Consider the following 21,325-nt stretch of genomic DNA (forward strand, 5'->3'; position numbering starts at 1 on the left):
ATCGTCATCGTCATCCCTCCCCCCCCGGTCCGGCACGCCGACCAATGCGCCGGGCGCGCCGCCCGGCACGGGCCTCTCTATCCCAGCCCCGGCGCGGCGCGCAAGCACCTGCCAGGCCGCGCACCGCAGCGCCTAGCCGATGCGGTAGTTCGGGCTTTCGCGGGTGATCTGCACGTCGTGGACGTGGCTTTCCTTCAGCCCGGCGCCGGTGATGCGCACGAAACGGCAGCTGCGGCGCATCTCTTCGACGGTGGCGCAGCCGGTATAGCCCATCGCCGCGCGCAGCCCGCCGATCAGCTGGTGCACCACCGCGCTGGCGGTGCCCTTGTAGGGCACCTGGCCCTCGATCCCCTCTGGCACCAGCTTCTCGGCCGAGGCTTCCTTCTGGAAATAGCGGTCGGCCGAGCCGCGCGCCATCGCGCCGACGCTGCCCATGCCGCGGTAGGACTTGAAGCTGCGGCCCTGGTACAGGATCACCTCGCCCGGGGCCTCGTCGGTGCCGGCCATAATCGAGCCGACCATGGCGCAGCTGGCGCCGGCGGCGATCGCCTTGGCGAAATCGCCCGAGAACTTGATGCCGCCGTCGGCGATCACCGGGGTGCCGCTGGCCTCGGCGGCGCCGGCGCAGTCGAGGATCGCGGTCAGCTGCGGCACGCCGACGCCGGCGACGATCCGCGTGGTGCAGATCGAGCCCGGGCCGATGCCGACCTTGACCGCGTCGGCCCCGGCGTCGATCAGCGCCCGCGTCGCCTCGGCGGTGGCGACGTTGCCGGCGACCACCTGCACGTCGTTCGACAGCCGCTTGATCCGGGTCACCGCCTCGGCGACGCTGGCGGAATGGCCGTGCGCGGTGTCGATCACGATGATGTCGACGCCGGCGTCGATCAGCGCCTCGGAGCGTTCGAACCCGGCATCGCCGACGGTGGTCGCGGCGGCCACCCGCAGCCGGCCCAGCGCGTCCTTGCACGCCTGCGGGTTCAGCACCGCCTGCTCGATGTCCTTGATCGTCAGCAGCCCGGTCAGCCGGTCCTGCTCGTCCACCACCAGCAGCTTCTCGATGCGCCGCGCGTGCATCAGCGCCTTGGCCTTCGCCAGGTCGAACGGCTCGCGCAGCATCGCCAGCCGGTCCGAGGTCATCATCGCGTGCACCGGGGTGGCGTCGTCCTCGACGAAGCGCATGTCGCGGTTGGTCAGGATGCCGACGACGCGGCCGTCGCGGACCACCGGAAAGCCGGTGATGCGGTAGCGCTCCTGCATCTCCTTGGCGTCGGCCAGGGTCTGCTCCGGGGCCAGCGTCACCGGATCGTAGACCACGCCGGATTCGAACCGCTTGACGCGGCGCGCCTGCAGCGCCTGCTCCTCGACCGTCAGGTTGCGGTGCAGCACCCCCAGCCCGCCGGACTGTGCCATGGCGATCGCCATGCGCGCCTCGGTCACCGTGTCCATGGCCGAACTGATCAGCGGGATGTTCAGACTGACCGCCCGTGTCAGCCGGGTGCGGGTGTCGGCCTGCGCCGGCAGCACGCTCGAGGCGGCAGGCACCAGCAGGACGTCGTCGAACGTAAGGGCCTCACGAATTTCCATGACGGGTGCTCCTGACCTGAACCGTGGATCGCTTTGGCGCCTCTCTATTTCACGCTGCCGGGGAAAAGGAAAGGGACAGCCTGGCGTCCGCAACCCGGGCGATCGCGGCGGCCCGGATTGCCGCTTCCGCAATCCGCGCCCGGGCCCCATACTTTGCCGGCAAACAGCCAGGGGGAAGGTCATGACACTCAAGGTCGTCGGCGCGGGATTCGCGCGCACCGGGACGGATTCGATGCGCGAGGCGCTGGAGATCCTGGGCTTCGGCCCCTGCCACCACATGCGCGAGGTGATGATCCACCCCGAGCAGAAGCGGCGCTGGCGCGCCTTCGTCACCGGCGCCGATTTCGGCTGGGACGAACTGTTCGAGGGCTATGCCGCGTGCATCGACTTCCCGTCGGCGCACTACTGGCGGGCGCTGGCCGCCGCCTACCCGGAGGCGCCAGTGGTGATGACCTGGCGCGACCCGCAGGCCTGGTGGCCCAGCCTGGAGCGGCTGCTCGCCGCCGCCGCCGCCGAACTGCCCGAGGAGCCGGATTCGCTGGGCCACACGCTGATCGAGGCGCAGGTCTTCGGCGGCGAGCCGATCACCCGCGACCGCGCCATCGCCGTGCTCGAGCGCTATTACGCCGAGGTCCGGGCCGGGATTCCGCCCGAGCGGCTGCTGGTGCACCGCAGCGCCGACGGCTGGGCGCCGCTGTGCGCGCATCTCGGCGTGCCGGTGCCGGACCGGCCGTACCCGCACCTGAACACCAGCGGCCAGCTGCCGGACAACCTGAAAAAATGGACCGCGGCGGGGACCGGCGCGCCGCCGGCCGGGGCCTAGGCCGGGGCCGCGGCGGCACGCCTGCGCCCCCGGCGAATCCGCCCCGCCGCGGCATTTACGAAGTTTTCATGATCAGAAGATGTTTCAGAACAGGGACTTGAGGGGGTTTTCGCGGTGAAATAGCCCGGATTTCACGGTGCCCGGATTTCACGGTGCCCGGATCTCACGGTGCCGACGTCCGCCCCGGCGCGTCTTCCTGGATGTCCTCCGCCGCGTCCTTGCGGCCCCGGAACCCGGTCGCCAGCACGAATTTCTCCGAGCTGTCCGAGCGGCTGGCCGGCGGCTTGACGTGCTTCACGCTGGCATAGTCGCGCTTGAGCTGCTGCAGCAGCTCGCCCTCGGCGCCGCCGGCCAGCACCTTGGCGACGAAGGTGCCGCCGGGCACCAGGATGTCGCGGGCCAGCGCCGCCGCCGCCTCGCACAGCGCGATGATCCGCAGATGGTCGGTCCGCTTGTGCCCCGAGCTGGCGGCGGCCATGTCCGACATCACCACGTCCGCCGGGCCGTCCAGCCAGTCCTTGATCCGCGCCTCGGCGCCCTCGTCGAGGAAGTCGAGCACGTGGAACTCGGCCCCGGCCAGTGCCTCGATCTCCTGCAGATCGATGCCGAGCACGCGGCCCACGGCCTTGCCCTTCTTCTCGCCCAGGGCGTTGACCCGTTTCACCGCGACCTGCGCCCAGCCGCCGGGCGCGGCGCCCAGGTCGACCACCCGCGCGCCGGGTACCAGAAACCGCGCCTTGTCGTCGATCTCCTGGATCTTGTAGGCCGCCCGGCCGCGGAACCCCTCGCGCTTGGCGCGCTGCACATAGGGATCGTTCAGTTGCCGCTCCAGCCAGCGGACCGAGCTGATCCGCCGCCCGCGCGCGCTCTTGACCCGCACCTTCAGGTCGCGCTGGCCGCGGCCCGAACCGCGTCTTTCGTCCGCCATCGTCCTATTCTCCCCGCGTGTGCAGCGCGCCGCGCCCGCTCATCATCGACAGCAACATGCCCTCGCGCAGCCCCCGGTCGGCGACGCCCAGCCGGTCGGTCGGCCAGATCCGCAGCAGCGTCTGCAGGATCGCCGCGCCCGAGACGATCAGCTCGGCCCGGTCCTTGCCGATCGACGGATCGCTGCGCCGGCCCTCGGGCCCCAGCGCCATCAGCCGGCCGATCACCTTCTCGATCTGCCGCTCGGTCAGGGTCAGCCCGTCGACCTTCTTGCGGTCGTAGCGGCGCAGCCCCAGGTGCGCCGAGGCGACCGTGGTCACGGTGCCCGAGGTGCCGATCATCTGGAAGCCGGATACGCCCTCGAGCACGTCGAGATCGACATAGGGCGCGAACTTGGCCAGGTGCTCCTCGAAGTACCAGCTCATCAGCGCGAAGCGCGCGCTCTCGTCCTCGACGTCGTCGAACCGCTCGTGCAGGGTGGCGACGCCCAGCGGCACCGAGATGAAATCGACGATCCGCGCCTGCCCCGGCGCATGGCCGTTGCGGACGCGGTTGCGGATGTCCAGCCGCATCACCGCCTCCACCCGCTCGGCGCCGGGCACGCCGGTCAGGTCGATCCAGACCAGCTCGGTCGAGCCGCCGCCGATGTCGAACACCATCACGTGTTCCGATTCCACCGACACCAGCGGCGCGCACGAGATCACCGCCAGCCGCGCCTCTTCCTCGGGGCGGATCAGCTCCAGCTGCAGCCCGGTGCGCTTCTTCACCTGCGCCAGGAAGCTCTTGCCGTTGAGCGCGCGGCGGCAGGCCTCGGTCGCGACCAGCCGCGCGTGCTGCACCTCCAGCTTGCGCAGCTTGCTGGCGCAGACCTGCAGCGCGCGGATGGTGCGCTCGATCGACGGGCGGGACAGGTGGCCGGTACGCTCCAGGTCGGCGCCCAGCCGGACGGACTTCGCGAACGCGTCGACGATGCGGAATTGCGCGCCGTTCGGAGCGGCGATCAACATGCGGCACGAGTTCGTGCCAAGGTCCAGCGCAGCGTACAGCTCGCCGGATGCCTGCGCAGGCGGGCGCGGCCCGCAACCGCGGGCCTGCTTGGGTTTTTCCTGCGCAGGAACGTGCGTTCTCTGCGCCATTGTGTAGCCAATCGGTAGATCGCGGCCCACATGGCCGCAATCATTTGAGATCACGCTACAGCATGCACGCGCCGGCGCGCAAGCGCCGCGGCGCGACGGCAGCCGGGCGTCAGGCGGCGCCGGTGCCCGCGGCCATGCCCAGCGGCTTCGGCTCGCAGCCCAGGGCGCGGCAGATGTCGTAGGTCAGGTCGGGCTTGTTCAGGGTGTAGAAATGCAGGTGCTCCACCCCCTCGCGCAGCAGCAGGTCGCACTGCTCGGTGGCGATCGAGGCGGCCAGCAGCAGCGCGTCCTGCTCGGTCGCGGCGTTGCCGAAGGCGGTCTCCATCCACTGCGGCACGTTGGTGCCGCAGGCGCGGGCGAAGCGGGCCATGCGGGTGAAGTTCTCGATCGGCAGGATGCCGGGCACGATCGGCGCGGCGATCCCGGCCGCGGCGGCGCGGTCGCGGAAGCGGCGGAAGTGGTCGATCTCGAAGAAGAACTGGGTGATCGCCCGGTCCGCGCCGGCGTCCAGCTTGCGCTTGAGGTTCTCGATGTCCGAATCGGGGCTGGCGGCCTCGGGGTGAGTCTCGGGGTAGGCGGCGACGGTGATGTCGAAACCGCGCCCGGCCAGCGCCTCGACCAGTTCGGCCGCCGAGCGGAAGCCGTCGGGATGCGGCTCGAACCTCTCGGCGCCCTTGGGCGGATCGCCCCGCAGCGCCACGATCCGGCTCACGCCGTTGGCGCGATAGGTCTCGGCCACCTCCAGCGTCTCGTCGCGGCTGGCGCCGACGCAGGTCAGATGGCCGGCGACAGCCAGCCGGGCGCGGTCCTGGATGGTGCGGATCGCCGCATGGGTGCGCGCCCGCGTGGTCCCGCCCGCGCCGTAGGTCACCGACACGAAGCTGGGCGCCAGCGGCGCCAGACGCTCGACCGAGCGCCAGAGCTGCATCGTCGCCTCGGTGGTGGCGGGGGGAAAGAATTCGAAGGAAAGCGTCGCGGGCGTACCGCCCGCTTCACGGGATGAATTGGTCATGAGCGTCGGATCCTACCGTCAAAGCATGTCGCTGCCCGTCAATATGCGCCATTTTCGCGCGGTTTTGAACTGGCAAAAAGCCGCGTCCGCTGACAAACGGCACTTGCCCCCATATCTGTGTCCCGCGGCGCCGATGACCAGTCGCCGCGAAAAAGAACCGCACCACCGACAGGAGGACCACCCGATGCCCGACGTCACCATCGTCTACTGGCGCGACATTCCGGCCCAGGTGATCGTCGGCCGCGGCCGCGGGGCGGTGAAGATCCCGCTGCCGGGCCGGTTCGAGCAGGCGATCGACCGCGCGGCGATGCGCTCGGGCGCGCAGGACACCGATGCTTACCTTGCGGAATGGCGCCGGGCAGAGCCGTTTTCTGTCGATGGTGACGCGGAAGATGTCGCTTCTGCCGAAGCGGCGCGACTCGATGGCGCGTACGACACGGAGGTATTGCGGGCGCTGGTCGAGAACGGCGGCCGCGCACCCTGAGCGGATCACGAGGGAACGACGGCACATGGCAAGAATACTGCCCTTCGGACGCAGGACCCCGCGGCACGCGATTCCGGCCGCGCCGAGCGACGCGCTGGCCGCCTTCGTCCGGGGCTATTCGATCGAGGTGATGCCGCGCACCGCCGCCAGGGTCGAGGATTTCCGCGCCCTGCTGCCGGTCGGCACCCGCGTCTACGTCGCGCACATCGCCGGCACCCCGATTGCCGACATGGTCGCCACCGCCGCGCGGCTGGTGGACGAGGGCTTCACCGTGATGCCCCACCTGCCCGCCCGGATCATCCCCGACCGCGCCACGCTGGACGACTGGGCGGCGCGCTATGCCGATGTCGGCGTCGCCGAGGCGCTGCTGATCGCCGGCGGCGTGGCCGAGCCCGCGGGCGACTTCCACTGCTCGATGCAGCTGATGGACAGCGGCGTGCTGGATGCGCGCGGCTTCACCCGGCTGCACGTCGCCGGCCACCCCGAAGGCAACCGCGACATCGACCCCGCCGGCGGCGAGGCGGCGGTGATGGCGGCGCTGCGCTGGAAGGCCGGTTTCGCCGAGCGCACCGACGCCGAGATCGCGATCGCCACCCAGTTCTGCTTCGAGGCCGCGCCGGTGATCGCCTGGGCGGACCGGCTGCGCGAGGCGGGCGTCGCATTGCCGATCCACATCGGCGTCGCCGGCCCCGCCAAGCTGCAGACGCTGATCAAGTTCGCGATGGCCTGCGGCGTCGGCCCGTCGATGCGGGTGCTGCAGCGGCGCGCGGCCGACATCACCCGGCTGATGCTGCCGTTCACCCCCGACGACATCCTGCGCGAGCTTGCCGCGCACAAGGCCGCACATCCGAAGTTCCAGGTCGAGGCGGTGCACGTCTTCCCGCTGGGCGGCATCCCCGGGTCGGCCGAATTCATGAACGCCGCCGGCCGTCCCGCCGGCTCCACCGCTGCCCGCGCCTGACGCGCGCCAACAGGGCCTGCTGCATGACCAGAACCATCGTAGAATCCCGCACGAAGACCGCGATCATCGGCTTCGACCAGCCGTTCTGCGTGATCGGAGAGCGGATCAACCCGACCGGCCGCAGGAAACTGGCGGCCGAGCTTGAGGCGGGAGACTTCTCGACCGTCGAGGCCGACGCGCTGGCGCAGGTCGCCGCCGGCGCGACGATGCTCGATGTGAACGCCGGCGTGGTCTACAACTCGAACCCCAACCCGAACGAGACCGAGCCGCCGCTGATGCGCCGGATGATCGAGCTGGTGCAGGGCCTGGTGGACGTGCCGCTGAGCATCGATTCCAGCGTGCCCGCGGCGCTGCAGGCCGGGCTCGAGGCCGCCGCCGGCCGGCCGCTGGTGAATTCGGTCACCGGCGAGGAGGAGCGGCTGGAGCTGGTGCTGCCGCTGGTGAAGAAATACGACGTGCCGGTGGTGGCGATCTCGAACGACGACACCGGCATCTCCGAGGATCCGGACGTGCGCTTCGCGGTGGCGAAGAAGATCGTCGAGCGCGCCGCCGATTTCGGCATTCCGGCGCACGACATCGTGGTCGACCCGCTGGTGATGCCGATCGGCGCGATGGCGACCGCGGGCCTGCAGGTGTTCGCGCTGGTCCGGCGCCTGCGCGAGGAGTTGGGGGTGAACACCACCTGCGGCGCCTCGAACGTCAGCTTCGGGCTGCCGAACCGGCACGCGATCAACGCCGCCTTCCTGCCGATGGCGATCGCCTCGGGCATGACCAGCGCGATCATGAACCCGACCCGCCCGGCCGAGATGGACGCGATCCGCGCCGCCAACCTGCTGATGAACAACGACGCCCACGGCGCCGCCTGGATCCGCGCCAACAAGCCGGTGCTGGCCGAGGGCGAGATCGCGCCGGGCGCGCGCGCGAACCGCGAGGGGCGGCGGCGGCGGCGCACCGCCTGAGCCGTCAGCCGGGCCGTCAGTCGCCGTAGGCGTCGTGCAGGCGCAGCCACGACATGGTGTAGTCCAGCCGGTCCTCGTCGCGGCCCTTCGGCACGATGTCCAGCCAGTGGTAGGCGGTGATGAACATGTCCAGCCCGCGGGAATAGACCGAATAGGTGTGGTAGATCTGCCCGTCCGCCGGGTCGCGGCAGAACACGCTCGCGCCCGGCGCCTCGGTGCCGGAAAAGCCGCCGGGGCGATAGTTGTAGACCGCCGCGCCGCGGTCCAGCTGGTCGCGGGTGAAGGTCACGTTGTAGTCCCGGTTGAAGCTGCTGCCGTGCGATGACAGCCACTTGAAGCGCCAGCCCATGCGGCGCTGGAACGGCTCGAACTCGGCCCGCGGTGCGTGGCTGACCGCGACCATGCTGACGTCGCGCTGGTTCAGGTGCACGATCGCCGGGTCGAAATGGTCGGCGAGGAACGAGCAGCTCTTGCAGCCCTCGTCCCATCCCGGCCCGTACATGAAGTGATAGACGATCAGCTGGCTGCGGCCGTCGAACAGGTCGGCCAGCGTCTCCGGCCCGTCGGGGCCGTCGAACCGGTAGTCCTGCGTCACCCGCTCCCACGGCAGCGCCCGGCGCTCGCGGGTCAGCGCATCGCGCAGGCGGGTGAACTCCTTCTCCTTGCGCAGCAGCGCCTTGCGGGCCGCCACCCAGTCGTCATGGTCGAGTACCCGGTGATCGGTCATGGCTCATCCTTCGCGATGCGCCCGTACCGCCTGCCCCGTGCAGGCCGCGCGGCCGGCGCCGCGCGGCATGTCTTTCCGCGTCAGTTGGTGCCCTTCACCGCGTCGCCGCCGCCCAGGGTCCAGCCGACCATGCTTTCGGGATAAAGCTTCACGCCCTCGATCCCGGCCAGTTCCGAGGCCGCGAACCAGTTCGTCGCCGCCCAGTGCCCGGTGTTGCAGAAGCTGACCAGCGGCGAGTCGCCGCTGTCCTCGGCCAACGCCTTCACCCGGTCGATCATCTCCTGCGGCGGGTCGATCCGCGGATCGTCGTTGCCGAACCAGACGGTGTTCACCAGGCTCAGCGCGCCGGCCAGCGTGCCGGCCGCCTTGGCGGCGGCGTGCTTCTTCTCGCCGGTGAAGAACTCGTACGGGCGGGCGTCGATCAGCACCGCGTCCGACTGGCCGTTCACCACCGCCGCGACGCCGTCGCGGTCGATGGTCCAGGTGTCGTCCCAGCTGATCTCGATCTGGCTGGGCTCGACGCTGGCGGTCTCGGTCGCGGGCGCGTTGCCGGCCTCGACCCAGTCCTCGTAGCCGCCGTTCAGCACCGCAAGCGAGGTCAGGCCGGCGGACTTCAGCGTCCAGTATACCCGCGCGGCGGCCCCGAAATCGGTGGTGCTGTCGCCCTGGTGAACGATCAGGATGTCCTGGCCTTCGGCAACCCCGGCGTCGCGCAGGATCTGCTGCAGCGTGGCGGCGTCGATCAGCTCGCCCGGGTTCTCGGCCGGGCCGCGGTAGCTGCCGTAGGGCGTGTTGACCGCGCCGGGCAGATGACCCTCGGCAAAGGCCTCGGGGCTGCGGATATCGAGGATCCGCTCGGCCTCGCCGATCTCGGCCGGCTCGGCCAGCGGCCCCCATGCCAGCGCCGCGGTGGCACCGGCGAGATAGGTGGCAAGTGTCAGAAGTATGCGCATCGTTCCCTCCATTGGACAGCTCTTCCAACAGATATAGCGCGCCTGCGGCACCGATTGAATGGGGCCGGTGACGCGAATGGACCCTGCGGCGGCGGAAACGGAGGCGGCAGCCGTCCCGCAACGGCCCATACCGGACTGAAGGTAGCGACGGACGGCAGGCGCATGACGGATCCCCTGGTCATCTTCACCCCCTCGGGCAAGCGCGGGCGGTTCCCGGCGGGCACGCCGGTGCTGACCGCGGCGCGGCAGCTGGGCGTGGATCTGGACAGCGTCTGCGGCGGGCGCGGCATCTGCTCGCGCTGCCAGGTGCGCCCGGCCTACGGCAACTTTCCCAAGCACGGGGTGACGGTGGACGAGGGCGCGCTGTCGCCCTGGAACGCCGTCGAGGAGCGCTACCGCGAAAAGCGCGGCCTGGCCGAGGGGCGGCGGCTGGGCTGCCAGGCGGCGATCCGCGCCGACGTGGTGATCGACGTACCGCCGGAAAGCCAGGTGCACCGGCAGGTGGTGCGCAAGCGGGCCGAGGCACGCGACATCGTGCTGGACCCGTGCACGCGGCTGTATTTCGTCGAGGTGCAGCCACCGGACATGCAAAACCCCTCGGGCGACCTGGAGCGGCTGGAGCGGGCGCTGGCCGAACAGTGGGGCCTGGCGCATGTCGTCGGCGATCTGCGCACAATGCAGATGCTGCAGCCCGCGCTGCGCGCCGGCGCGTGGAAGGTCACCTGCGCGGTCTACCACGGCCGCGGCCTGGGCGACGCGCGGATCATGCAGGTCTGGCCCGGCTTCTACGACGGCGGCATCTACGGCGTCGCGGTCGACGTCGGCTCGACCACCGTCGCCGGGCACCTGTGCGACCTGCAGAGCGGCGAGGTGATCGCCTCGGACGGGCTGATGAACCCGCAGATCCGCTTCGGCGAGGACCTGATGAGCCGGGTCAGCTATGCGATGATGAACCCCGGCGGCGCCGAGGAGATGACCCGCGCGGTGCGCGACGCGATCAACGCGCTGGTGCAGCAGCTGGCGGTGCAGGCGATGATCGACCCCGAGCTGATCTTCGAGGCGGTGTTCGTCGGCAACCCGATCATGCACCACCTGCTGCTCGGCATCGACCCGACCGAGCTGGGCCAGGCGCCGTTCGCGCTGTCGACCGCCACCTCGCTGACGCTGTGGGCGAACGAGATCGACCTGGTGCTGCACCCGGACGCGCGGATCTACGTGCTGCCGTGCATCGCCGGCCATGTCGGCGCCGACGCCGCCGCGGTCGCCCTGTCCGAGGCGCCGAACCGGTCCGGGGACCTGGTGCTGATCGTCGACGTCGGCACCAACGCCGAGATCCTGCTGGGCAATTCCGACCGGGTGCTGGCCTGTTCCTCGCCGACCGGGCCGGCGTTCGAGGGGGCGCAGATCTCGTGCGGGCAGCGCGCCGCGCCCGGCGCGATCGAGCGGGTGCGGATCGATCCGCAGACCGGGCAGCCGCGGTTCCGGGTGATCGGCTGCGATCTGTGGTCGGACGATCCGGGCTTCGCCGCGGCGACGGCATCGACCGGCGTCACCGGCATCTGCGGGTCGGGCATCATCGAGGCGGTGGCCGAGATGCGGATGGTGGGCCTGCTCGACGCCTCGGGGCTGATCGGCAGCGCCGACCGGGCCGGCAGCGACCGGCTGCTGGCCGAGGGCCGGACCCACGCCTGGCTGCTGCACGACGGCGCCGACCGGGGCGGGCCGCGCATCGTCGTCACCCAGAACGACGTGCGCGCGATCCAGCTGGCGAAGTCGGCGCTTTATGCCGGGGCGCGGCTGCTGATGGACCGGTTCGGGGTCGATGACGTCGACCGGATCGTGCTGGCCGGCGCCTTCGGCGCGCACATCAGCCCGCTGCACGCGATGGTGCTGGGCATGATCCCCGACTGCGATCTGGACAAGGTACAGTCCGCCGGCAACGCCGCCGGTACCGGCGCGCGGATCGCGCTGCTGAACGGCGCCGCGCGGCGCGAGATCGAGGCCGTGGTCACCCGCATCGAGAAGGTCGAGACCGCGGTCGAGCCGCGTTTCCAGGAACATTTCGTCGCCGCCAGCCAGCTGCCGCACGCAACGGCGCCCTATGCGCGGCTGCGCGCGCGGGTGGCGCTGCCCGAGGTGCGGTTCGGCGGCTCGACGTCCGGCGAACGGGGCGGCCGCAGGCGGCGCGCAGCCCGCTGAGGCGAGATCTGAAGAAACAGGTGCAAGGCAATGAAAACGCCCGGGCCTCTGGCGGCCCGGGCGGTCGGGAAAGCGGTCGCGATCAGTTCGGGCAGTCGGCGACGTACTCGCGGCCATAGCTGTCGCGGTAGATGCAATCGCCGGGCTGGTTCGCCTCGGACACCAGGGTGCCGGCCGCGGCGCCGATCGCACCGCCGATCACGGCGCCCTTGAGGTCGTCATCGGCGATCGTCGCGCCGATGGCGGCGCCGGTCAGCCCCCCGGCCGCGGCCGACTGTTCGGTGGTTTCACACGCGGCCAGGAATGCGGCGGAGGACAGCGAAGCTGCAAGAACGGCGGATTTGATCATGATACGACTTCCTTTCTTCCACGGGCACCGATGGCGGGCCCATCACGATCTGAACGACCCGCCGCCGCATATGGTTCCGCTGCGGTGGACTATACGCGGGATTCCGCCCGCTTGACGGCCGCGAAGGCACGCGATACTGAATTTTCCGGTGCGGGCGTAGTTCAGTGGTAGAACGTCAGCTTCCCAAGCTGAATGTCGTCGGTTCGATCCCGATCGCCCGCTCCAACCTCCCCCGCATTCCTCCCCGCATTTCTATGAACACACTCGCACCATCTTTTTGCCACCATCATACCGAACCATCAGCGTGCTGGGGGCGTTAGGGCTCGGTGCGGATCAGATGACGCCGCAGTGGGTGGGCATCTGGAAGAATACGCGGAAGTGGTATGAAATCTGTTCCTTCTCCTCGAAACGACGATGTGGTGACACCCGGGCCACGCAGGATGGACCGCAGGTTCGATTCCGACCTTGCGGTGAACTTTCTCAAGGCGTCGGGCCATCCCGGTCGGCTGACCATTCTGCGCTATCTCTCGACGGGTGAGAAATCCGTCGGGATGCTCGAGACCCTGATGGAAACCCGCCAGGCGGCGGTCAGCCAGCAACTGGCCCGGCTGCGGCAGGAAGGGCTGGTGACCTTCCGCCGCGACGGCAAGACCATCTACTACCGTCTCAGCGACAATCGCGTCGCCCATTTCGTGGACGTGCTTCAGGACGTGTTCCGCGACTGATCCCGCCCCGTCCGCCGGGACAGGGGCTCCAGCCGCAGCCAGGTCCCGTTGCGCGACCGCTGCGTCAGCCAGGCCGCCGGCTGCGGCGCGCGCCCCGGCACCGGGTGCAGCCTGTACCTTCCCAGAACCGCCGCCAGCACCAGCAAGCTTTCCTGCGTCGCGAACGCCGCCCCCGAACAGACCCGCGGCCCGGTGTTGAACGGCACATACGCCTCGCGCATCGACGCGCGCCCGGCCTCGGTCTGGAACCGGTCCGGATCGAACAGGTCCGGATGCGACCAGTTCCGCGGGCTGCGATGCACGAACCACGGCGTCACCGAGACCAGATCCCCGGCCCGCACGTCCCGCTTCGCCAGCCGCGCGGTGCCCAGCGCATCGCGGATATAGGCGGTCACCGGCGGGTACAGGCGCAGGGCCTCGCGGAACACGTCGCGGGTGAAACGCAGCCGGCGCAGCCCCGAGAAATCCGCCTGTGCGGGACCCAGTTCGCGCAGCACCTCAGCGCGCGCGCGCTCCTGCGCCTGCGGGTCGTTGGCCAGCAGGTACAGCGACCAGGACAGCGCGCTGGCCGATGTCTCGTGCCCGGCCAGGAAGAAGAACACGACCTCGTCGACCAGCTCGGTCTCGGTGAAGCGGTGGCCGGTCTGCGGGTCCCGCGCCTCGATCAGCCCGGTCAGCAGATCCTCGGGCCGCGCGCCGCTGTCCAGCCGCTGGCGGATCAGCGCCGCCATCCGTCCGCGGATCCGGTTGCCGGCGCGCCGCGCCCGCAGCTGCCGCAGCGGCAGCACCCAGCGCGGCTGGCCGAGCCCCTCAAGCGCCAGGAACGCCGGCACCAGCGCCTGGTAGCGGCGGAAGGTCTCGGCCAGCTCGTCCACCATCCCCGGCTGCACCTGCTCCGAGAACACGCAGCGGCACAGGATGTCGGCGGCGACGCGCATCGTCTCCTGGTCGAGGTCCATCTCGCCGCCCTGCCCCATGCGCGCGACCATGTCGTCGACCGCGCCCTGCATCAGCGGCAGAAAGGCCTTGAGCCGCGACAGCTCCAGCGTCGGGTCGATCATCCGGCGCTGGCGACGCCAGACGTCGCCGTTTGTGACGAACATGCTGTTGCCGATCAGCGGCCCGAGGATGCGCTGCATCACCCGGCTCTTGGGATAGTTGTCGTGCTCCGAGACCAGCACCTCGCGCACCTGCGCGGGACCGCTGGGCATCAGCAGCGTGCGGCCGCGCACCGGGATGCGGTAGACCCGCGTGGTGTAGGCCGCCGCCGGAAAATGCGAGAAATCCGAGCGCAGCAGCCCCCGGACCAGCGCCGGCCACGAGACCGCGCCCTGCGTCGGCACCGGCGCCGCCGGACGGAACAGCACCCGTTCGATGCGCGCCTCGTCGCCCCGAGGCTCGGTGCTGTCGTCCATCGTCGATCTCCCGTACGGCGCGCCGCCTGGCCGTCTGTGCTGCTATAGCATGCCCGTCGCCGGCGGCCAGCGGCGGCGGCGCACCGGGCTACGGATCCGCGCAGATCCGCGCGATGTCCGGCGCCGCGAAACCCTTGCCCGCGAAACGCTCGGCGCATTCCGCCCGGCTCCAGTCGCCGAACGCGTCCCAGCCGGGAATGCTGTACGGCAGCGCCAGCGTCAGCGAGCCCGCCGACAGCGCCAGCGTCAGGACCGCCGTCCGGCGGAACCGGTGCAGCGCCGCCGCGTCGGTCAGGCTGCACATCAGCCGCGGCAGCGCCAGCAGCGCCAGGGCCGCGATCGGCGGCCACATCTCGACCCGGTAGCGCAGCGCCACCATCGAGAACGACAGCAGAAAGACCGGGCCGACGCTGCAGGCGAGCAGCGGAACCCACCCCATCCGCAGCCCGAGCGGGCGCGCGCGCAGACCGGCGAAGATAACGAACGCCCAGGGCGCGGCGCTGAACAGCAGCCCCAGCCGGGGCGTCTCGATCGCGACGAAGCCGAACGGCCGGGTCATCCAGCGATGCAGCCAGCCGAGCGCCTCTCCGCCCAGACCCCGCGGCAGATCCACCAGATAGAGCAGCAGGTTGCCCGGGATCCGGCCCGGCTGCCATCCGGTCTTGCCGTCCTGAAGCGCGACGCGCGGCGTTTCGGCGGTGTATTCGCCGAAGTGGAGAAAGCCCCATGCCAGCGACCCCAGCCCCGTCATGCTGCCGCTGCGCAGGTGGTTCACCGCCAGATAGAGCGCGCCGAAGCCGAACAGCACCAGCAGGCTTGCGGCGGCGGCGGGCACGGCCCTGCCCCGCCGGTCCAGAAGATCGCGGGCCAGGAACGCCAGCGTTCCGGCATAGAGCCCGAGCGCGACATGCGGGCGGGCGTGGACCATCAGCCCGGCGAACAGCGCCAGGACCAGGACGACACGCGCCGCCGGTGCGCCGAACACCACGACCTGCGCCGCGCCGGCCAGCCAGGCGGCGCCGAAGAAGAACGCGAGCGCGTACTGCTCGTGATAGAACGAGTTGTTGCTTGCCAGGATCACCGCCGGCGTCGACAGCCAGGCCGCCAGCCCGACCAGCAGCAGCGCGGTGCGACGCGCTTGCGCCTCGGCCGGGCCGAAGCGCAGCACGATGCGCGCGAAGGTCAGGTGGTAGAGCGCCGAGCCGAGCGCGGTGAAACCCAGGATCGACGCCGCCGCAACCGAGGTCTGGCGCAGATCGACGAACGGCCAGGCCAGCGCCCGCGCCAGCAGCGGCGCCAGCCCGTGGACCGTGTACGCGCGCCCGTCGGCGGCGTAGAGCCCCTCCATGCCGATGATCCGGGCGGGCAGGTCCAGCCGCCCGTCGAGCACCGACAGGAAATAGTGATTGTAGACGAAGGTTCCGAAATCGCGCTCGGGACCGGCCGAGAAGCCGTTGGTCATCAGCGCCGCGTAAAGCAGCACACCGAACGCTGCGGGTGCGGCAAGGGCGAGGCGGTCGGTCGCCGGCCGGGCCGACGCTGGCTCGGCGCCGATCATTCCGTCCGCTCCGCCGCGCCGGGTGCGATACTGCCTGCCGCCGCCGGTTCGGGACCGGGCGCGGTTCGCGCAGCGGCGATGCGCGTGTGCGGTTTGCCAGGATCATCGGTGCCCCGCAGCAGGACGCGCGGGCGGACAGCGGGCGGGGCAGAAAATTCTTCTTTCATTCAGCGCGCTTGCAGCCTTTCATGGATGCGGGGAGTAACAGCCGAGATCTGGTTCTGGGGCGCGATTCACCTGACAGGTATCTTTCATTTGCGGCAGCAACGCGACAACCGGAATGCGGGCGGCTGATGAAGCCTGTCCGGCCTCGCCGCACCGGTAGTCAGCCGGCCGCCGGCCGCCGGGCGGGCGAAGCGGTCAGTGCTGGTCCGGATCGTCGATCTCGGTGAGGGTGACGTCATAGCCCCACAGGCGCCGGCAGTGGGCCAGCGTGCGCTCGCGGTCCCTCTTCTCGAGCGGCACGCCGTCGACCCGGCGATGCTGCAGCTTCAGCACCCGGTCGCCGAGCAGGTCGACGTCCGTCACCTGGATGTTCGGGTCGGTCAGCGACGGGTTGCCGGTGTGCGCCAGCGTGTTGCGCACGGTCTGGTAGCCGGGCTCGTTGTGAATGCCCGAGACGGTGTAGAAGCTGTCGCCTTCCTCGTCGGTCAGCGCGAACATGCGGAAATCGCGCATCACCTTGGGGCTGAGGAACTGCTGGATGAAGCTTTCGTCGCGGTAGTTCGTCCAGGCGTCCTTCAGCACCTCGCGCCAGGCGCCGGTGCCGGCGATCTCGGGGAACCATTCGCGGTCCTCGTCGGTCGGCTCGGTGCAGATCCGCTGGATGTCGCGCATCATCGCGAAGCCGATGGCATAGGGGTTGAAGCCGGTGCAGCGCGGGTCGTCGAAATCCGGCTGCGTCAGCACGTTGGTGTGGTTGTGCAGGATCTCGAGCATCGCGCCGTCGCTGATCCGGCCGGTCGCATGCAGCCGGTTGACGATGTGGTAGTGGACGAAACAGGCGCAGCCCTCGTTCATCACCTGGGTCTGCCGCTGCGGATAGAAATACTGCGCGATGTTGCGCACGATGTGCAGGGTCTCGCGCTCCCACGGCTTCAGCGAGGGGCTGTAGCTTTCGATGAAGTAGAGCAGGTTCTCCTCGGGCAGGTGCATGTTCCGCTTGCGCTCGCGCATCTTGTCGCCGGTGTCGGCGGCGCTGCCGGTGCGGTCCAGCCCGGACCACAGGTAGTGCACCGCGCGCTCCGCCTCTTCCTGGCGCTTGCGCGAGCGCTCGCGCTCGGCGCGCATCGTCGGCTGCGGCGGGCGGCGGTGGCGGAACACGCTGGCCGGCATCAGCGCGTGCGCGGCGTCGAGCACCTGCTCGACCTCGGACGGGCCGTGTTCCTCCTCGCATTTCTGGATGAAGCCGCGGGCGTAGTCGAGGTAGTCGAGGATGCCTTCGGCATCGGTCCACTGCCGGAACAGGTGGTTGTTCTTGAAGAAATGGTTGTGGCCACAGGCGGCGTGCGCCATCACCAGCGTCTGCAGCGGCATGGTGTTCTCTTCCAGGCAGTAGCTGACGCAGGGGCTGGAGTTGATGATGATCTCGTAGGCCAGCCCGCGCATGCCCTTGCTGTACTGCCGCTCGTGCTGGATGAAGTGCTTGCCGAACGACCAGTGCCGGTAGGTCAGCGGCATCCCGGCCGAGGAATAGGCGTCGAGCATCTGCTCGGAGGAGATGATCTCGATCTGGTTCGGATAGAGGTCGAGACCCAGATCCTCGAGCGCGATCCGCTCGATCGCGTCGTAGGTCCGCCGCAGGTCGTCGAAATTCCAGTCGCTTCCCTCGAACAGCAGGCCCCCGCTCTGCTCCCGCTCAGCCATCTGCGCCCTCCGTCCCCGCCGCGAACAGCTCGCGGAACACCGGGTAGATGTCGCCGCGCCTGGCGATCCGTTTCAGCGCGAAGTTCGGCCAGTCCTCGGCGGCGTGCAGATAGGCGCGCCACAGCTCGGTGCCGTTGCTGCGGTCGTTCAGAATCTCGCCCTCGTTCTCGCGCAGGATCTCGACATAGGCGAAGTACTGGCACAGCTTCATCAGCCCGCCGTTCAGGATCGCCAGGCAGCGTGCCGAGTCGCCCGAGTAGTTGTCGCCGTCCGAGGCCTGGGCGGCGTAGATGTTCCAGTCCGACGGGGCGTAGCGCGCGTCGATGATCCGCTTCATCTCGGTCAGCGCGGTGCTGACCACGGTGCCGCCGCTTTCGCGCGAATAGAAGAACGTCTCCTCGTCGACCTCGCGCGCCTCGTGGGTGTGGCGAATGAAAACCAGTTCGACCTTGTCGTAGCGGCGCATCAGGAACAGGTGCAGCAGCGCGAAGAACCGCTTGGCCAGGTCCTTCTCGCGCTCGCCCATCGAGGCCGAGACGTCCATCAGGCAGAACATCACCGCGTTGGCGCGCGGCTCCGGCTGCATCTCGAAATGCGTGTAGCGCACGTCCAGCGGGTCCAGGAACGGCACCCGCCTCTGGCGCAGGCGCAGCGCCTCGAGCCGCGTGCGCAGCCGCTCGAGCAGGTCGCGCCCGGCCTCGTCCTCGGGGCCGGGGGCGGCCTCCAGCGCCTCGATCTCGCGTTGCAGCGCGTCGAGCTTGCGCCGCCCCGGCCGCCGCATGGCGATGCGGCGGCCGATGGCGTTGCGCATCGTGCGCTCGACGCTCAGGTTGGCGGGCGCACCGGTCACCGAGATGCCGGCGCGCCGGGGGCGCGTGGTCTCGATCTTCTTCAGGCTGCGCTTGACCAGGTCGGGCAGTTCCAGATCCTCGAAGAACAGGTCCAGGAACTCGTCGCGCGACAGGGCGAACAGGAAATTGTCCTCGGCGTCGCCGTCCGGCGCGCCCTGGCGGCCGGCGCCGCCGCCGCTGCCCGACGGCGGCTTGTCGATGCGGTCGCCGGCGCGGAAATCCTTGTTTCCCGGCAGCACCCGCTCGCGGTGGCCGCCGCTCGGGGCATGGTGGAACGTCGGCTCGGTGATGTCGCCGGCGGGGATCGCGACACTTTCGCCGCGGTCGATGTCGGCCACGCCCCGGGACCGCACCGCATCGTCCACCGCCTTCTTCACCGCGCCGCGCACGCGCCGGATGAACCGGCGGCGGTTGCCCAGGCTGCGGTCCTTGGGGTTGAGCCTCCGGTCGATGAACTGTGTCATGGCCCTGTGCCGCCTACCCCGCCTTGCTGACCCGCATGTACCATTCGACCAGCCGGCGCACCTGGCGCTGGGTATAGCCGCGATCGGTCATGCGCTCGACGAATTCGGTGTGCTTGGCGTCGGTGTCGCGGTCGCGCTTGGCGCCGAAGCTGATCACCGGCAGCAGGTCCTCGACCTTGCTGAACATGCGCCTCTCGATCACCCGCCGCAGCTTGGCGTACTTGCGCCAGTCCGGGTTGCGGCCGTCGTTCTCGGCGCGCGCGCGCAACACGAACTTCACCACCTCGTTGCGGAAGTCCTTGGGGTTGGCGATGCCGGCGGGCTTCTCGATCTTCTCCAGCTCCTGCTCCAGCACCTCGCGGTCGAACATCTGCCCGGTGTCCTGATCCTTGAAGTCCTGGTCCTCGATCCAGGCGTCGGCATAGGCGATGTAGCGGTCGAACAGGTTCTGGCCGTAGTCGGAATAGGACTCGAGATAGGCCTTCTGGATCTCCTCGCCGATGAACTCGGCGTAGCGCGGTGCCAATTCGGCCTTGACGAACTCCAGATAGCGGCCCTGGACCTCGTCGGGGAACTGCTCGCGCAGGATGGTCTGCTCCAGCACGTACATCAGGTGCACCGGGTCGGCGGCGATCTCCTCGGTGTCGTGGTTGAAGGTCTCGGACAGCACCTTGAAGGCGAAGCGGGTCGAGATGCCGGTCATGCCCTCGTCGACGCCGGCGCGGTCGCGGTATTCCTGGATCGTCTTGGCCTTCGGATCGGTGTCCTTCAGGTTCTCGCCGTCATAGACCCGCAGCTTGGAATACAGCGTCGAGTTCTCGTGCTCGCGCAGCCGCGTCAGCACCGAGAACCGCGCCAGGATCGGCAGCGTCTCGGGGGCGCAGGGCGCGGCGGACAGGGTGCTGTTGGCGACCAGCTTGTCGTAGACCTGCGCCTCTTCGGTGGCGCGCAGGCAATAGGGTACCTTGATCACGGTGATCCGGTCCAGGAACGCCTCGTTGTTGCGGTTGGTCTTGAACTGCTGCCACTCGGATTCGTTGGAGTGCGCCAGCACGATGCCCTGGAACGGCAGCGCGCCGATGTTCTCGGTGCCCATGTAGCTGCCTTCCTGGGTGGCGGTCAGCAGCGGGTGCAACACCTTGATCGGCGCCTTGAACATCTCGACGAATTCCAGCAGGCCCTGGGTGGTGCGGTTGAGACCGCCGGAATAGTCGTAGGCGTCGGGATCGTTCTGGCTGAACACCTCGAGCTGGCGGATGTCCAGCTTGCCGGTCAGCGTCGAGACGTCCTGGTTGTTCTCGTCGCCCGGCTCGGTCTTGGCGACGCCGATCTGGCGCAGGATCGACGGGCGCACGCGGGCGACGGAGAACTGCGAGATGTCGCCGTCGAACTGCTCCAGCCGCTTGGCTGCCCAGGGCGAGAGCGGATAGCGCAGCAGCGTGCGGGGGATGTTGTACTTGTCCTGCAGCAGGTCGCCGAAGCGCTCGGCGTCGAACAGCCCCAGCGGGCTCTCGAACAGCGGGCTGAGCCGGTCGCCGGCCGCCAGCACATAGATCGGCTCGTGCTCCATCAGCCGTTTCAGGATCTCGGCGATGGTGGATTTGCCGCCGCCGACCGGGCCCATCAGGTAGAGGATCTGCTTCTGCTCCTCCAGGCCCTGGCTGGCGTGCTGGAAGAAGCCGACGATGCGCTCGATCGTGTCCTCGACGCCGTACATGTTGGCGAAGGCCGGGTAGCGCTTGATCGTGCGGTTGAGAAAGATCCGCCCGAGCCGCTGGTCCTGGCTGGTGTCGACCAGCGTCGGCTTGCCGATCGCGGTGATCATCCGTTCTGCCGCCGTCGCGCGCATCGACGGGTCCTCGCGGCAACCCAGCAGATAGTCCTGCAGGGACATCTCGTCGACCCGTAGCCGGTCGTAAGCCTCCGAAAATCTGGTAAAAACCTCCATCACCCTCACCCATTCAACCAAGAGGTGCACTGGCGATGCGCCGATCCGGGCATCGCCCCAGCATATCTGTTAAATTGGTATCCGCGTTCGGACATTTCCAGCACGATGTCGCATTCACATGGTGGTTTGATGCGCCGTTACCCGCCCGATGCGGCGCCAGTCGCCCGTCACGGGCAGGCTGGCAGGACCGACTCGCCCCCTTGCGGGATTCGGCTTGCGGCCATGGCGCGCAGCGGTTCGCGACGCCTCTGCCAAAAGCGTGCCACAGCTTTGTGTCCGGAAGTCGGCGGATCGGCGGAGGAGTGCGCGCCAGACCGGCGCCTTCCTTGCGGATCTTTTCGGCGAGAGCCGGCTGGCGGTGCCGGACTGACGTGTTCCGGGCGG

The 21,325-nt window shown here is 69.6% G+C and carries 18 protein-coding genes and 1 tRNA gene; 7 read left to right on the plus strand and 12 right to left on the minus strand.

The window, feature by feature from the left end; all coding sequences use genetic code 11:
* Window positions 1-132 precede the first annotated feature (132 nt).
* Window positions 133-1,584, minus strand: a complete 1,452-nt coding sequence (guaB, locus tag GE300_RS17880) for an IMP dehydrogenase (RefSeq protein ID WP_154448593.1) — start codon at window positions 1,582-1,584, stop codon at window positions 133-135.
* A gap of 181 nt (window positions 1,585-1,765) precedes the next feature.
* On the opposite strand from guaB, the gene GE300_RS17885 reads away from it, so the two are divergent.
* Window positions 1,766-2,407, plus strand: a complete 642-nt coding sequence (locus GE300_RS17885) for a sulfotransferase family protein (RefSeq protein ID WP_233417160.1) — start codon at window positions 1,766-1,768, stop codon at window positions 2,405-2,407.
* Between the two features lie 163 nt (window positions 2,408-2,570).
* On the opposite strand, the gene GE300_RS17890 is transcribed toward GE300_RS17885, so the two are convergent.
* The 3 genes from GE300_RS17890 to metF form a co-directional block, all read right to left on the minus strand.
* Entirely contained in the window at window positions 2,571-3,335 is a 765-nt protein-coding gene (locus tag GE300_RS17890; protein ID WP_154448595.1) for an RlmE family RNA methyltransferase, read from the minus strand.
* Between the two features lie 4 nt (window positions 3,336-3,339).
* A complete protein-coding gene (locus GE300_RS17895) occupies window positions 3,340-4,470 on the minus strand; it encodes a Ppx/GppA phosphatase family protein (RefSeq protein ID WP_154448597.1) in 1,131 nt (376 codons plus the stop codon).
* Between the two features lie 109 nt (window positions 4,471-4,579).
* The gene (metF, locus tag GE300_RS17900; RefSeq protein ID WP_154448599.1) at window positions 4,580-5,482 is read right to left on the minus strand and encodes a methylenetetrahydrofolate reductase [NAD(P)H]; all 903 of its coding nucleotides are present in this window, start codon (window positions 5,480-5,482) and stop codon (window positions 4,580-4,582) included.
* Window positions 5,483-5,666: 184 nt separating this feature from the next.
* On the opposite strand from metF, the gene GE300_RS17905 reads away from it, so the two are divergent.
* Genes GE300_RS17905 through GE300_RS17915 form a run of 3 tightly spaced genes read left to right on the plus strand, consistent with a single transcriptional unit; the run spans window position 5,667 to window position 7,886 of the window.
* On the plus strand, window positions 5,667-5,966 hold the full coding sequence (locus tag GE300_RS17905; protein ID WP_154448637.1) for a virulence factor: 300 nt from the start codon (window positions 5,667-5,669) through the stop codon (window positions 5,964-5,966).
* Window positions 5,967-5,991: 25 nt separating this feature from the next.
* On the plus strand, window positions 5,992-6,927 hold the full coding sequence (locus GE300_RS17910) for a methylenetetrahydrofolate reductase (protein ID WP_233417161.1): 936 nt from the start codon (window positions 5,992-5,994) through the stop codon (window positions 6,925-6,927).
* 23 nt (window positions 6,928-6,950) lie between these two features.
* Window positions 6,951-7,886, plus strand: coding sequence for a methyltetrahydrofolate cobalamin methyltransferase (locus GE300_RS17915; protein ID WP_154448601.1), 936 nt, complete (start codon window positions 6,951-6,953; stop codon window positions 7,884-7,886).
* Window positions 7,887-7,902: 16 nt separating this feature from the next.
* Here the strand turns inward: GE300_RS17915 and GE300_RS17920 are convergent, their stop codons facing one another.
* Window positions 7,903-8,613: a DUF899 domain-containing protein gene (locus GE300_RS17920; RefSeq protein WP_154448603.1), complete on the minus strand. Its 711-nt coding sequence runs from the start codon at window positions 8,611-8,613 to the stop codon at window positions 7,903-7,905.
* 80 nt (window positions 8,614-8,693) lie between these two features.
* Entirely contained in the window at window positions 8,694-9,566 is an 873-nt protein-coding gene (locus tag GE300_RS17925) for a sulfurtransferase (protein ID WP_233417162.1), read from the minus strand.
* Window positions 9,567-9,728: 162 nt separating this feature from the next.
* Between GE300_RS17925 and GE300_RS17930 the strand changes: the two genes are divergently transcribed.
* Complete coding sequence (locus GE300_RS17930; RefSeq protein ID WP_154448607.1) at window positions 9,729-11,765, plus strand: ASKHA domain-containing protein; 2,037 nt, start codon at window positions 9,729-9,731, stop codon at window positions 11,763-11,765.
* An 82-nt stretch (window positions 11,766-11,847) separates the two neighbouring features.
* On the opposite strand, the gene GE300_RS17935 is transcribed toward GE300_RS17930, so the two are convergent.
* On the minus strand, window positions 11,848-12,114 hold the full coding sequence (locus GE300_RS17935) for a YMGG-like glycine zipper-containing protein (protein WP_154448609.1): 267 nt from the start codon (window positions 12,112-12,114) through the stop codon (window positions 11,848-11,850).
* 150 nt (window positions 12,115-12,264) lie between these two features.
* Between GE300_RS17935 and GE300_RS17940 the strand changes: the two genes are divergently transcribed.
* Window positions 12,265-12,339, plus strand: a tRNA-Gly gene (locus GE300_RS17940).
* Between the two features lie 215 nt (window positions 12,340-12,554).
* Entirely contained in the window at window positions 12,555-12,839 is a 285-nt protein-coding gene (locus GE300_RS17945; RefSeq protein WP_154448612.1) for an ArsR/SmtB family transcription factor, read from the plus strand.
* Here GE300_RS17945 and GE300_RS17950 read toward each other — a convergent pair.
* The 5 genes from GE300_RS17950 to GE300_RS17970 form a co-directional block, all read right to left on the minus strand.
* Entirely contained in the window at window positions 12,818-14,254 is a 1,437-nt protein-coding gene (locus GE300_RS17950; protein ID WP_154448614.1) for a cytochrome P450, read from the minus strand. The genes GE300_RS17945 and GE300_RS17950 overlap by 22 nt on opposite strands.
* Before the next feature lie 88 nt (window positions 14,255-14,342).
* Window positions 14,343-15,812, minus strand: coding sequence for a hypothetical protein (locus GE300_RS17955; protein ID WP_154448616.1), 1,470 nt, complete (start codon window positions 15,810-15,812; stop codon window positions 14,343-14,345).
* 360 nt (window positions 15,813-16,172) lie between these two features.
* A complete protein-coding gene (locus GE300_RS17960; protein WP_154448618.1) occupies window positions 16,173-17,678 on the minus strand; it encodes a SpoVR family protein in 1,506 nt (501 codons plus the stop codon).
* The gene (locus tag GE300_RS17965; protein WP_154448620.1) at window positions 17,671-18,993 is read right to left on the minus strand and encodes a YeaH/YhbH family protein; all 1,323 of its coding nucleotides are present in this window, start codon (window positions 18,991-18,993) and stop codon (window positions 17,671-17,673) included. The genes GE300_RS17960 and GE300_RS17965 overlap by 8 nt, the downstream gene beginning before the upstream one ends.
* A gap of 13 nt (window positions 18,994-19,006) precedes the next feature.
* A complete protein-coding gene (locus GE300_RS17970; protein ID WP_154448622.1) occupies window positions 19,007-20,941 on the minus strand; it encodes a PrkA family serine protein kinase in 1,935 nt (644 codons plus the stop codon).
* Window positions 20,942-21,325 lie beyond the last annotated feature (384 nt).

It is taken from the genome of Halovulum marinum, from assembly GCF_009697225.1.
Lineage (GTDB): Bacteria > Pseudomonadota > Alphaproteobacteria > Rhodobacterales > Rhodobacteraceae > Halovulum > Halovulum marinum.

Coding starts and splice junctions, on each gene's coding strand:
- GE300_RS17885 (WP_233417160.1), top strand. CDS start 1,766: ATGACACTCAAGGTCGTCGGCGCGGGATTCGCGCGCACCGGGACGGAT.
- GE300_RS17955 (WP_154448616.1), bottom strand. CDS start 15,812: ATGATCGGCGCCGAGCCAGCGTCGGCCCGGCCGGCGACCGACCGCCTC.
- GE300_RS17915 (WP_154448601.1), top strand. CDS start 6,951: ATGACCAGAACCATCGTAGAATCCCGCACGAAGACCGCGATCATCGGC.
- GE300_RS17925 (WP_233417162.1), bottom strand. CDS start 9,566: ATGCGCATACTTCTGACACTTGCCACCTATCTCGCCGGTGCCACCGCG.
- metF (WP_154448599.1), bottom strand. CDS start 5,482: ATGACCAATTCATCCCGTGAAGCGGGCGGTACGCCCGCGACGCTTTCC.
- GE300_RS17895 (WP_154448597.1), bottom strand. CDS start 4,470: ATGGCGCAGAGAACGCACGTTCCTGCGCAGGAAAAACCCAAGCAGGCC.
- GE300_RS17905 (WP_154448637.1), top strand. CDS start 5,667: ATGCCCGACGTCACCATCGTCTACTGGCGCGACATTCCGGCCCAGGTG.
- GE300_RS17910 (WP_233417161.1), top strand. CDS start 5,992: ATGGCAAGAATACTGCCCTTCGGACGCAGGACCCCGCGGCACGCGATT.
- GE300_RS17965 (WP_154448620.1), bottom strand. CDS start 18,993: ATGACACAGTTCATCGACCGGAGGCTCAACCCCAAGGACCGCAGCCTG.
- GE300_RS17935 (WP_154448609.1), bottom strand. CDS start 12,114: ATGATCAAATCCGCCGTTCTTGCAGCTTCGCTGTCCTCCGCCGCATTC.
- guaB (WP_154448593.1), bottom strand. CDS start 1,584: ATGGAAATTCGTGAGGCCCTTACGTTCGACGACGTCCTGCTGGTGCCT.
- GE300_RS17950 (WP_154448614.1), bottom strand. CDS start 14,254: ATGGACGACAGCACCGAGCCTCGGGGCGACGAGGCGCGCATCGAACGG.
- GE300_RS17960 (WP_154448618.1), bottom strand. CDS start 17,678: ATGGCTGAGCGGGAGCAGAGCGGGGGCCTGCTGTTCGAGGGAAGCGAC.
- GE300_RS17945 (WP_154448612.1), top strand. CDS start 12,555: ATGGACCGCAGGTTCGATTCCGACCTTGCGGTGAACTTTCTCAAGGCG.
- GE300_RS17890 (WP_154448595.1), bottom strand. CDS start 3,335: ATGGCGGACGAAAGACGCGGTTCGGGCCGCGGCCAGCGCGACCTGAAG.
- GE300_RS17920 (WP_154448603.1), bottom strand. CDS start 8,613: ATGACCGATCACCGGGTACTCGACCATGACGACTGGGTGGCGGCCCGC.
- GE300_RS17930 (WP_154448607.1), top strand. CDS start 9,729: ATGACGGATCCCCTGGTCATCTTCACCCCCTCGGGCAAGCGCGGGCGG.
- GE300_RS17970 (WP_154448622.1), bottom strand. CDS start 20,941: ATGGAGGTTTTTACCAGATTTTCGGAGGCTTACGACCGGCTACGGGTC.